The organism is Acidimicrobiales bacterium, assembly GCA_036399815.1.
GTDB lineage: Bacteria > Actinomycetota > Acidimicrobiia > Acidimicrobiales > DASWMK01 > DASWMK01.
The window spans coordinates 1-11,492 of sequence record DASWMK010000181.1; the positions used below are offsets into that span (position 1 = coordinate 1).

The window sequence follows — 11,492 nt, forward strand, 5'->3', positions numbered from 1 at the left end:
CTGAACCGGGGGATCCCCCGGCCGCCAGCCCGGCCCCGAGCCGCCGGCGCCCACCCCGGCCGGCACCCTCGCCCACCGCCGGCGCCGCAGGCGCCCCATCCGGCCGGCACCGTCGCCCCCCGGCCGGCGCCGCTACCGTCGCCGGCCGTGCGCAGCGTGACGGCCGTCGGGCTGGTCTCGGGCCCGCTGATCCTGCTCGGCTACGCCGTCGGCTCGCTGCCCGTCGCCTACCTTCTCGCCCGCCGCCGCCTGCGCTCGCAGCTGCGGGGCGCCCCCATCCGGGCCGACGGCCAGACCAACGACGGCGCCGTCGTCGCCGCCACCCACGCCGCGCTCGCCCTCGCCGTCGCCACGCTCGCCTGGCACGTCACCGTCCGGGTCGCGCCGGGCGGCAACTACCGGGTGCCGGAGGCGTCCCGCATCGCGTTCGCGTCGACCCAGGTGCTCACCGCCTGGCAGTCGGTGGCGCTGTGGACCGGGCTGGCCGCCGTCGTCGGCCACGTGGCCCCGGTGTGGGGCCGGTTCCGCAGCGGCGGCTCCGGGCTGGTCCCCGCACTGGCCCTGCTCCTCGCGTACGCGCCGTCGCTGTTCACGGCGTCCGTGCTCGCCTTCTTCGCCGGGCTCGTCCTCACCCGCTCGCCCCGGCCGGCCGTGGCCGTGGCGCTCGCCATGACCGTCGGCGCGGCGTGGGCGGCGTGGCTCACCGAGGTGCCGTCCGGCTGGGGGGTGGTCAACGGCCCCGAGGTCACGCTGTGGGCGGCCGTCCTCGGCGGCGTGCTGTTCGCCCGCTGGCAGCGGGGCGACGTGCCCGCCCCACCCGGCGGCCCGAGCGGCCCGAGCGGCCCCGCCCGCCCAGGCCCCCGTCAGTAGCCGAGCCGCTGGAGCGCCTCCGGGCGCCGCTGCCAGTCCTTGTCGACCTTCACGAACAGCTCGAGGTAGGCCCCCGGCGGCAGCTGGGCCCGCACCGCCGACCCGACCGCCTTGAGCACCGACCCGCCCCGCCCGATCACGATCCCCTTCTGCGACTCCCGCTCCACGGCGATCTCCACCCGGATGCGGGGCCACTCCCACTCGGTCACCCGCGTGGCGATCGAGTGGGGCAGCTCCTCCCTGGTGACGGCCAGCAGCTGCTCCCGCACGAGCTCGGCCACCCAGAAGGCGTCGGCCACGTCGGTGACCGTCCCCTCCGGGTAGTAGCGCGGGCCGTCGGGCAGCCGGGCGACGAGGTGCTCGACCAGCGCCGCCACCCCCTTCCCCGTCCGGGCCGACACCGGGAAGTACTCCGACAGGTCGAGCTCGGCGGCCGCCTTGGCCAGCTGGCGGAGGACGACCGACGGCTTCGCTGCGTCGACCTTGTTGACGACCACGACGGCGTCCTGGGGCACCCGGCCGGCGACGAAGCGGTCGCCGGGCCCGAGCGGGGCGGTGGCGTCGAGGACGAGGCACACGACGTCGACGCCGGACAGGGCGTCGCCGGCCGTGGCGTTGAGGCGCTCGCCGAGCGCCGTCTTCGGCTTGTGGATGCCCGGCGTGTCGACGAACACGATCTGGGCGTCGGGCCGGTCGAGCACCCCGCGCACCTGGGTCCTCGTCGTCTGCGGCTTGTCGGAGACGATCGTGACCTTGGTGCCGAGGATGGCGTTGAGGAGCGTCGACTTGCCGACGTTGGGTCGCCCGACGAGCGTGACGAACCCCGACCTCACGCCGGTGACGCCACCTTCGTGATCCGCACCCGCCCGATCCGCCGGCCCTGCACCCGCTCGGCCCGCAGGGTGCGGCCGTCGACCTCGACCGTCTCGCCCTCGACCGGCACGTGGCCGAGCAGGCTGTAGACGAGGCCGCCGACCGTGTCCCAGTCGCCCTCGGGCAGCTCGGAGTGGAGCAGGTCGTTCAGCTCGTCGATCGACATGCGGGCGTTGACCCGCACGTCGCCGCCGGGGAGGGGCTCGACCAGCGGGTCCTCGACGTCGAACTCGTCGACGATCTCGCCGACCAGCTCCTCGATGAGGTCCTCGAGGGTGACCAGGCCGGCCGTGCCGCCGTACTCGTCGACGACGATCGCCATGTGGAACTTCTCGGCCTGCATCTCCCTCAGCAGCTCGGCCACCCGCTTGGTCTCGGGCACGAACTGGGCCGGGCGCTGCAGCTCCCGCACCTCGAGGTCGCCCCGACCGTCCCGTTCGGCCCGCATCAGGTCCTTCGCGTACACCAATCCGACGATGTCGTCGATCCCCTCGCCGTACACGGGCAGCCGGCTGTAGCCGTTGAGGATGACGACCTCCATCACGTCGGCGATCTTGAACGAGGCGGCGACGCTGATCATGTCCGGCCGGGGGACCATCACCTCCCGGGCGACGGTGTCGCCGAACTCGATGATCGACTCGATCAGCGCCCGCTCCTCGTCCTCGATGACCTCGGCCTCGGCGGCCACGTCGGCGAAGGCCAGCAGCTCCTCCTCGGTGACGGTCGGCCCGGCCGAGCGGCCCCGGCCGGGGAGGAGGACGTTCGAGATGCCGATGAGCAGCCGGGTCAGCCACCGCAAGGGCGGGAACCCGGCGACGGCGCCGACCACGGGTGCGACGGCCGCCGCGGCGCGAGGCGTGTGCTGGAGCGCGTACGTCTTCGGGGCGGCCTCGCCGACCACGTAGATCACGAGCAGCTCGGCCAGCGCGGCCACCGCCACCCACCCGGCGCCGAAGCGGTTCTCGACCACGACGGCCACGACCGTGGCGATGGCCAGGTGGCAGAGCAGCACGAGCAGGAGGACCGGGTTCAGCACCCGCTCGGGGTGGTCGAGCAGGCGGCGCAGGGTGGACGCCCCCCGCACCCCCTCCTCCTCCATGGACGACGCCTTGGCCCTGGTGATGTGGGTGAGGCTGGTCTCGGCCAGGGCCATCACGATCGCCGCGCCGAGCAGGACGACGACGGCGACGACGGCGAGGATCTCCGCGCCGCTCACCCGTCCCCCTCGCCCCGGTGGAAGCGGGCCAGGAGGTCGCTCTCCTCGGCCTGCATGGCGGCCGCCTCGTCGGGCTCGGCGTGGTCCTGGCCGAGCACGTGGAGCACGCCGTGGACGACGAGCAGGGCCAGCTCGTCCTCGTAGGTCACCCCGTGCTCGCCGGCGTTGCGGCGGGCCACGGCCGGGCAGATGACGACGTCGCCGAGCAGGATCGGGGCGTCGGCCGGTTCGAGCGGCTCACGGTCGGGCCCGGTCGTGCCCGCGTCGGGCCACCGCCCGGGCTCGCTCCAGCCCTCGTCGATCGGGAAGGCGAGCACGTCCGTGGGCCCGTCCTCCCCCATGAACCGCTGGTTCAGCCCGGCCATCGTCGCCTCGTCCACGAAAAGGAGGGACAGCTCGGCGTCGCCCCGCACGCCCTTGGCCTCGAGCACGGCGCGGGCGAGGTCGCTCCAGCGCCCGGGGTCGACGGGCTCGGCGTCCTGCTCGTCGGCGGCGAAGACCTCCAGGGTGCCGTCGTCGGGCCCCTGGCGGCGGCGTGGTGGCGGGGTGGAGCGGGTCACCCGCGGTCACCGCCCGCGCCGGCCGCGCCCGCCCGTTCGTAGGCGTCGACGATCTGTTGGACGATGTGGTGGCGCACCACGTCGCGGCTGGTCAGGTGCACGAACGTGAGGCCGTCGATGCCGGTGAGGACCCGCTCGAGGTTGCCGAGCCCGCTGCGGCCGCCGGGGACGTCGACCTGGGTGGTGTCGCCGGTGACCACGGCCTTCGAGCCGAACCCGATCCTCGTGAGGAACATCTTCATCTGCTCGGGGGTCGTGTTCTGGGCCTCGTCGAGGATGATGAAGCTGCCGTTCAGGGTGCGGCCCCGCATGAAGGCGAGCGGCGCCACCTCGACGGTCCCCCGCTCGATGAGCCGGCTGGCGCCCTCGGTCCCGACCATGTCGTGCAGGGCGTCGTAGAGGGGGCGCAGGTAGGGGTCGATCTTCGCCATGAGGTCGCCGGGGAGGAACCCGAGGCGCTCGCCGGCCTCCACGGCCGGCCGGGTGAGGATGATGCGGTCGACCTGGCGGGCCTGGAGGGCCTGGACGGCCATGGCGACGGCCAGCCAGCTCTTGCCGGTGCCGGCCGGGCCGAGGCCGAAGGTGATGACGTTGTCCCGGATGGCGTCGACGTAGCGCTTCTGCCCGCTCGACTTGGGCCGGACGGTCCGCCCCTTGGCGGCCCGCAGCACCTCGGCGGTGAGCACCTCGGAGGGCCGCTCGTCGGCCTTCACCATGTCGATCGTGCGGTTCACGTTGGCCGGGTCGAGGGCGTGGCCGGACTGGAGCAGGGTGACCAGCTCCTCGAACAGCCGGGCCACCTTGGCGGCGTCGTCCCCCTCGACGGTGATCTCGTTGCCCCGCACCAGGATGTGGGCGTCGAAGGCCGCCTCGACGAGTCGCAGGAGCTCGTCTCGATGACCGAGCAGGCCCACCATGAGGTGGTTGCCGGGGACGGTGATCTTGGCGGAGGTGGTGGGCACGGGCGATCGCAACGGTTGCGCAAAGGGTAGCCGGGCCGCTCGCGCTCGCGGTGGGACTTCCGTCCGTACGATCACCGCCCATGGTGGTGGCGGGATGAGCCTCGGGTCGGGCCCCGGGTTCGTGGAGCGGCTGGAGCGGTGGGCGGCCGAGGCGCGGGTCACCGAGGCGGCGTCGGCCAGGGCGAGGGAGCGGTGGCTGCGCCAGCAGGCGGGCGAGGACGCGACCGTGGTCGGTACCCTCGTCGACCTGGCCGAGCGGGAGGCGACCGTGGTGGTGCGGACCCGGGAGGGGCGCCGCCACCGGGGCCGGGTGACGGCGGTGGCCGCCGACTTCGTCGTGGTCGCCCCCGACACCGGCGGCGTCGTGCTGGTGGCGGCCCGGTCGCTGGCGACGTTCTCCGAGGCGGGGCCGGGCGGCGGCCGGCCGGCGGGTGGGGACCGGCCCCCTGCGGTCGACGTCACCCTGGCCGTGGCGCTCGCCGGCCTGGCCGCCGAGCGGCCGGCGGTGGCGGTGGTCGCCGCCGGCGTGGGCGAGCCGGTCAGGGGCGACCTGGTGGGCGTGGGCGTCGACCTGCTCACCGTCCGGCCCGACGGCGCCCCCCGCTCCCCCGTCCACGTGCCCGTCGCGGCCGTCGCCGAGGTCGCCGTCCTCGACGACGTGTGAGCGGGCCGCGGGGCGGGCAGTCCCTCGGGATGCCGCGCCGCCTCGCCGCCTCCCTCCTCGTCGCCGCCCTCGCGCTCGCCGCCTGCTCCGGCGACGGCGACAGCGACGGCGACGGCGGCGACGGCGGCACCGCGGCCGGCGAGACCAGCTCGTCGTCGGCCACCACCGAGGCGACCTCGACCAGCGCGGCGGCCGGCGACGCCGCCGTCCCGGCGTCGGCCTGCGAGCTCGTCCCCACCGACGCCGTGAACGAGGCGACCGGCCTGACCCTCGGGCCCGGTGCCGACATCGGCGACGAGCGGCGGGCCGTGTGCGCGTTCAACGCCACCGAGTCGGGCGGGGTCGGGGTGACGGTCGGGATCGAGGCCGGCGGCCGCTTCGACGAGAAGGCCGAGTCGTCGCGCAACGCGCTCGGGGTCGACGGCGAGGCCGTCGAGGACCTCGGCGACGAGGCGCTGTTCTTCTACAGCGACGAGGACGCGCCCGAGGGGCTCGGCGGCGTGCTGGTCGGCATCGGGGAGCTGACCGTCGACGTCACCGTCCAGGGCGCCGGCGACGAGGACGCCACCCGCGAGGCCTCGGTCGCCATCGCCCGGATGGCGGCCGAGGAGCTGTAGCCGCTACTCGCCGGGCACCCGCTCGGCCGGCCGGCCCCCGACCGTCTCGGGGTACAGGTGCTCGAGCGTCCCTGGCTGGATGCGGCACGACTCGATGAACTCGTCGACCTCGGACTCCTTCAGCCGGATCACCCGCCCGAACCGGTAGGCCGGCAGCTGGCCCTCGTCGATGAAGCGGTAGAGCGTCCTCGAGGTGATGCCCAGGCGGTGGGCGGCCTCGGCCGTGCTCAGCCACACGATGGGGTTCGAAGCCATCGCCGGAGATGCTACAACCGATCTCTTACCGTTTCACGGACCGACGACCCCTCCGGTGTGAGGCCCGTCCCCGGGCGCGATCGATCCCGCTCCGGCTGCGCGCCGCCGCCCGACCCGGTCTACGGTCCGCCCGAGGCCCGGTGGGGATGCCGGGCCGACTGGGGGCCCCGTGGACCGATCGCCGTCCCGTCACCGCCGCAGCCGCCGCGCCGCCGCCCTGGTCGCCTGGTCCCTCGCGCTCGCCCCTGCGGTCGCGTCCGCCGGCGGTACCGGCCCGATCGTGCGGGTCAGCCTCGACCTCCGGGGCGGCGACGCGGACGCGGTCAGCGAGCACCCCCGCCTGAGCGCCGACGGCCGCGCCGTCGTGTTCACCTCCCGGGCCTCGGACCTGGTGCCGGGCGACCGCCAGGGCCACGCCGACGTGTTCCTCCGCGACCTCGGGCGGGGCACGACCACGAGGGTGAGCGTCGACCGGCGGGGCGGCGACCCGAACGACGACAGCGTCGACGCGTCGGTGAGCGCCGACGGCCGGCGCGTGGCGTTCACGTCGTACGCGTCGGACCTGGTGGCGAGCGACACGAACGGCGCTTCCGACGTGTTCGTGCGGGACCTGCCGGCCGGGACGACGACCAGGGTCAGCGTCGACACCGCCGGCGGCGAGCCGAACGGCGCCAGCGACCTCCCGTGGATCAGCGCCGACGGCCGCTACGTCGCCTTCACGTCCCTCGCCTCGGACCTCATGGCCGGCGACGGCAACCACGCCGGCGACGTGTTCCTCCGCGACCTCGTGGCCGGGACGACGACGAGGGTGAGCGTCGACGTCGCCGGCGGGGACGCCGACGGCCCGAGCTACGACCCGACGGTGAGCGCCGACGGCCGCCACGTGGCGTTCACGTCCTTCGCCACCGACCTGGTGGGCGGGGACGCCAACGGCGCGTGGGACGTGTTCCTCCGCGACGTCGTGGCCGGGACGACCACGCGGGTGAGCGTGGACGCCGCCGGGGGCGACGCCGGCGCCGACAGCTTCGCCACCTCGCTCAGCGCCACCGGTCGCTACGTGGCGTTCTTCTCGTCGGCCGCCGACCTCGTCGCGCCGGACCCGAACGGGGCGATCGACGTGTTCCTGCGCGACGTGGTCGCCGGCACGACGACCCGGATCAGCGACGACGCCGCCGGCGGGCCGGCCGACGGCCCCAGCTTCTCGGCGTCGGTGAGCGCCACCGGCCGCTACGTCGCCTTCTACTCCCAGGCGACCGACCTCGCCGGGGCGGACGCCAACCGCACCGACGACGTGTTCGTGCGGGACGTGCCGGCGGCGAGCACGGTGCGCGTGAGCGTCGACCTGGCCGGCGGCGACCCGGACGGGCTCAGCGTGTCGCCGTCGCTCGACGCGTCCGGCCGGGTCGTGGCGTTCTCGTCGTGGGCGAGCGACCTGGTCGCCGGCGACGGCAACGGGGTCTCGGACGTGTTCCTCGTCGACCTGCGCTGACCGGCCGCGGCGCCGCGCCGATCCGGCGCGTCGTGCGTTATCGTGATTTCTCGTTCTCCTTCGTGGCCGGCCACACCGGGGAGAAGTTGCAGTCCGCGATCAGTTTGGCCCCAGAGGCGGCCGGGGAAGGGTGCGCTCCGTGGCGGGAACCACACGGACGGCGGAAGCCGTCATAAGCGACGGGACGGCGCGCGCCGGCGGGAACGGCACGAGGAGGACGATCAGGGGCCGGCGGGCCCTCCCCGGTGGGCGGGCGGTCCTCGGCGGCCTGCTCGTGGCGGTCGCCGCCGTCGGCACGTTCGCGGCGTACGGGAACGCCACCGCCGGCCCGTCGACCTCGTACGCGGTCGCCACGGCCGACCTCCCGGCCGGGCACCGGGTCGAGCCGGCCGACCTGGAGCTGCGGCGGATGGACCTGCCGGCCAGCGTGGCCGGGCGGGCGTTCACGTCGGCCGACGCCGTGGTCGGCGCCGTCACCCTGGCCCCGCTCGCGGCCGGGGAGCTCGTCCAGGCCGGCGCGCTCGTCCCGCCGGGCGGCGCGCCGGCGCCGGCGGCCGAGCTCTCCTTCGCCGTCCCCGTCGACCGGGCCGTGAACGGCACCCTGCGCCCCGGCGAGCGGGTCGACGTCCTCGCCACCTACGGCACCGGCGGGGCGGCGCACACGATGGTCGTCGTCCGGGGCGCGCTGCTGCTGGCCGACGACGAGGGCGAGCAGGCCATCGGGGCCAGCACCCGCGTGCTCACCCTCGCCCTCGAGGACCCCGACGACGTCGTCCGGGTCACCCACGCCGTGCGGGCCGGCGAGGTCACCGTCGTCCGGGCGACGACGGCGTCGGGCGCCACCGGGACCATCGACGACTACCGCCCCGGAGAGGACGGCTGATGGCCGCCGAGCGCTTCGTCGTCCTCGGCCTGGCGCCGGCCCGCGCCGCCTGGTTCACGACGGTGGCCCGGTGGTCGACGGCCGCCGCCCTGCCCGTCGAGTTCGTGAAGTGCCTGTCGCAGGAGGAGGTGCGGGCCCGGCTCGCGTCCGGCCGGCCGTGGTCGGCGCTGCTGGTCGACGCGGCCACGCCCGGGCTCGACCGCGACCTCGTCGCCGCGGCTCGCTCGGCCGGCGCCGTCGTCCTCGTCGTCGACGCCGGCACGGCGCGCGACTGGCGGGGCCTCGGCGCCGCCGCCGTCCTCCCGCCGGGGTTCGGCCGCGGCGAGCTGCTGGCCGCCCTCGAGGCCGAGGCCCGCCCGGTCGGCGCCGCCGACGCCGTCCCCGCGCCGGGCCGGGGCGCCGACCCCCAGCCGGCCGCCTGGCGGGGGCGCCTGGTCACCGTCGTCGGCAGCGGCGGCACGGGCGCGTCGACCGTGGCCATGGCCGTCGCCCAGGGCCTGGCCGCCGACGTCCGCCACGCCGGCGTCCTCCTCGCCGACCTCGCCCTCCGGGCCGACCAGGCCGTCCTCCACGACGCGGGCGACGTCGTCCCCGGCGTGCAGGAGCTGGTGGAGGCCCACCGCACCGACCGCCTCTCGCCGTCGGCCGTGCGGGACCTCGCCTTCGAGGCGCCCGACCGCGGCTACTCGCTGCTGCTCGGCCTGCGCCGTCAGCGGGACTGGGCCGCGCTGCGCCCGCGGGCGGTGGACGCGGCGATCGACGGGCTGCGCCGGGCCTACGGCGTGGTCGTGGCCGACGCCACCGGCGACGTCGAGGGCGAGGCCGAGTGCGGCTCGATGGAGGTCGAGGAGCGCAACCTGCTGGCCAGGACGGCCGTGCGCGAGGCCGACGCCGTCGTCGCCGTCGGCCGCCCCGGCGTCACCGGCCTTCGGCACCTCGTCGCCCTCGTCGCCGCAGTGGTCGCTGCGGGCGCGTCGCCCGACCGGGTGCTCTCGGTCGTCAACCGGGCCCCGAGGAGCCCGCGGGCAAGGGCCGAGCTGGCCCGGGCCCTCGCCGACCTGGGCGGCGACACCCCGCCCACCGCCGGCCCGCTGTTCCTGCCCGACGTCCGCCGCCTGGACGAGCTCCAGCGCGACGCCGCTCCGCTGCCGTCGGCGTGGGCCAGGTCGGCGGCGGCCGCCGTCGACGCCGTCCTCCGCCGGGTCACCCCCGCGATCGCGGCGGACGATGACGAGCCGGTCCGGGTGGCGCCCGGGTCGCTCGGGCGGTGGGCCGGCGAGGAGGCGATGTCGGGGTGAGCGCGGACGACGTCTCCCCGCTCGTCGAGATCGAGCGGGCCGTGCAGGCGCGGGCCAAGGACATCTCCCTCGACATGGGCGACCCGAGCGGCCGGGCCAAGCTGCGGGCGCTGGTGGACGAGGAGGTGGCCCGGTGGGACGCCGACCACCGGCGCGGCCTGCGGGCCTTCGCCGTCGCCGACCCCGACCTCGTCGCCGAGCGGGCCCACCGCAACCTCGCCGGGTACGGCCCGCTCGAGCCGCTCCTGGCCGACGACGACGTCTGGGAGATCATGGTCAACGCCCCCGACGGTACGTTTGACCTGTACCATGTCAACCATGCAACGGAGCGCCGCGGTCTACTGCCGGATCAGCCGGGATGCCGAAGGCGAGGGCCTCGGCGTCGCCCGCCAGGAGAAGGACTGCGTGGCCGAAGTCAAGCGCCGCGGCTGGACGCTCCACGAGGTCTACGTCGACAACGACCTCTCGGCCTACTCAGGAAAGCCGCGGCCGGCCTACTGCCGCATGATGGACGACGTGAAGAACGGCGTCGTGAACGCCGTCGTCGTGTGGGCGCCCGACCGGCTCCACCGCTCCACGCGGGAGCTGGAGGACTTCATCGACCTGGTCGACATCACCGGCTGCGCCATCGTTACGGTGAGTGCTGGTGTTGTCGACCTCACCGTCCCCGAGGGTCGGGCAATGGCACGGATCGTCGGGACGATGGCGAGGCAGGAGTCCGAGGTCAAGTCGCGGCGGCTGCGCAGGAAGGCGCTTGAACTTGCCGAGCGCGGCCGGGTGAGCGGAGGCGGGAACCGGCCCTTCGGGTTCAACGACGACCGACGCACCATCCGGGAGGACGAGGCCGAGCGCATCCGCGAGGCCGCCCGCCGCGTGCTGGCCGGGGACTCCCTCTACGCCATCACGGCCGACTGGACGGCCGCCGGTGTCCAGACCTCGACCGGTGTTCCGTGGTCCACGACGAGCCTCAAGTCGACGCTGACCCGCCCTCGTGTCGCCGGCCTGCGCGAGTACCACGGGACCGTGGTCGGCCAGGCCGAATGGCCGGCGATCCTCCCGGAAGAGACGTGGCGGGCAGTGTCGGCCATCCTCAACGACCCGTCACGGAGACGGACCCACCCCCGACGCGCCTACCTGCTGACCGGCGGCCTGTCGGTCTGCGGCGAATGCGGGGCGCCTCTGTCCGCAGCGCCTCGCCACGAGCGCACCGGCTACAAGCGTGCGTACGCCTGCAAGAAGGAGCGCCACGGCGGCTGCGGCGGCGTCTCGGTCTTGGCCGACTCGCTCGAGGAGCTGGTCGTGGATCTCGTGCTGGCCGCCTTCGACTCGCCCGAGTTCGTCGCCGCCGTGCGCCGTGCGGAGGCGGGGGGAGAGGACGAGGCCGTGCTCGCCTCGATCCGTGAGGACGAAGCCCGACTGGACGACCTCGGCCGAATGTGGGCCGACGGCCAGATCGACCAGCGCGGATGGGTGGCGGCCAGCGAGCGCATCAATGCCCGGCTCGTGGAGAGCCGAGCCCGTCTCGCCCGGATCGCCAAGCGTCCGGCGTCGGCCATCGGCGATCCTGCGGTGCTCCGGGCCGCTTGGCCGGACATGTCGCTTGACCGGCAGCGGTCCGTGATCGGGACCATCGTGAAGGCCGTCGTCCTCCACCGGGCCGACCGGCCCCGCACGCGGTTCAACCCTGATCGGGTCGAAATCCGCTGGCGGTACTGAGCGTCCACTTCTTCCGGCTCACGTCGGAACGCGGAGAGTTCCCGACGACGGGAACTTCGGACTATCCGGACACCGTTCCCGATGTCGGG

At 75.3% G+C, this 11,492-nt stretch carries 12 protein-coding genes; 7 read left to right on the plus strand and 5 right to left on the minus strand.

The genetic code is table 11. The features are described 5' to 3' along the window. Positions 1-147 precede the first annotated feature (147 nt). Positions 148-870, plus strand: coding sequence for a glycerol-3-phosphate acyltransferase (locus VGB14_13270; GenBank protein ID HEX9993893.1), 723 nt, complete (start codon positions 148-150; stop codon positions 868-870). On the opposite strand, the gene era is transcribed toward VGB14_13270, so the two are convergent. From era to VGB14_13290, 4 genes are read right to left on the minus strand one after another with little or no spacing between them, the layout of a single operon-like run. Then, positions 864-1,703 carry a GTPase Era gene (era, locus tag VGB14_13275; GenBank protein HEX9993894.1) on the minus strand — a complete coding sequence of 280 codons (840 nt, stop codon included), beginning with the start codon at positions 1,701-1,703 and terminating at the stop codon, positions 864-866. The genes VGB14_13270 and era overlap by 7 nt on opposite strands. After that, positions 1,700-2,959, minus strand: a complete 1,260-nt coding sequence (locus VGB14_13280; protein ID HEX9993895.1) for a hemolysin family protein — start codon at positions 2,957-2,959, stop codon at positions 1,700-1,702. The genes era and VGB14_13280 overlap by 4 nt, the downstream gene beginning before the upstream one ends. Next, complete coding sequence (gene ybeY, locus VGB14_13285) at positions 2,956-3,519, minus strand: rRNA maturation RNase YbeY (GenBank protein HEX9993896.1); 564 nt, start codon at positions 3,517-3,519, stop codon at positions 2,956-2,958. The genes VGB14_13280 and ybeY overlap by 4 nt, the downstream gene beginning before the upstream one ends. Beyond that, entirely contained in the window at positions 3,516-4,481 is a 966-nt protein-coding gene (locus VGB14_13290; GenBank protein HEX9993897.1) for a PhoH family protein, read from the minus strand. The genes ybeY and VGB14_13290 overlap by 4 nt, the downstream gene beginning before the upstream one ends. A gap of 94 nt (positions 4,482-4,575) precedes the next feature. Here VGB14_13290 and VGB14_13295 point away from each other — a divergent pair, with 94 nt between their 5' ends. Then, a complete protein-coding gene (locus VGB14_13295; protein ID HEX9993898.1) occupies positions 4,576-5,145 on the plus strand; it encodes a hypothetical protein in 570 nt (189 codons plus the stop codon). A gap of 29 nt (positions 5,146-5,174) precedes the next feature. Then, positions 5,175-5,762 carry a DUF3558 family protein gene (locus VGB14_13300; protein ID HEX9993899.1) on the plus strand — a complete coding sequence of 196 codons (588 nt, stop codon included), beginning with the start codon at positions 5,175-5,177 and terminating at the stop codon, positions 5,760-5,762. A 3-nt stretch (positions 5,763-5,765) separates the two neighbouring features. Here VGB14_13300 and VGB14_13305 read toward each other — a convergent pair whose 3' ends face one another. Then, positions 5,766-6,017: a helix-turn-helix domain-containing protein gene (locus VGB14_13305; protein HEX9993900.1), complete on the minus strand. Its 252-nt coding sequence runs from the start codon at positions 6,015-6,017 to the stop codon at positions 5,766-5,768. Between the two features lie 280 nt (positions 6,018-6,297). Between VGB14_13305 and VGB14_13310 the strand changes: the two genes are divergently transcribed. From VGB14_13310 to VGB14_13325, 4 genes are all read left to right on the plus strand, one after another. After that, positions 6,298-7,506, plus strand: a complete 1,209-nt coding sequence (locus tag VGB14_13310; GenBank protein HEX9993901.1) for a hypothetical protein — start codon at positions 6,298-6,300, stop codon at positions 7,504-7,506. Between the two features lie 139 nt (positions 7,507-7,645). After that, positions 7,646-8,389 carry an SAF domain-containing protein gene (locus VGB14_13315; GenBank protein HEX9993902.1) on the plus strand — a complete coding sequence of 248 codons (744 nt, stop codon included), beginning with the start codon at positions 7,646-7,648 and terminating at the stop codon, positions 8,387-8,389. Then, on the plus strand, positions 8,389-9,687 hold the full coding sequence (locus VGB14_13320) for a hypothetical protein (GenBank protein ID HEX9993903.1): 1,299 nt from the start codon (positions 8,389-8,391) through the stop codon (positions 9,685-9,687). The genes VGB14_13315 and VGB14_13320 overlap by 1 nt, the downstream gene beginning before the upstream one ends. A gap of 318 nt (positions 9,688-10,005) precedes the next feature. Next, entirely contained in the window at positions 10,006-11,403 is a 1,398-nt protein-coding gene (locus VGB14_13325) for a recombinase family protein (protein ID HEX9993904.1), read from the plus strand. Positions 11,404-11,492 lie beyond the last annotated feature (89 nt).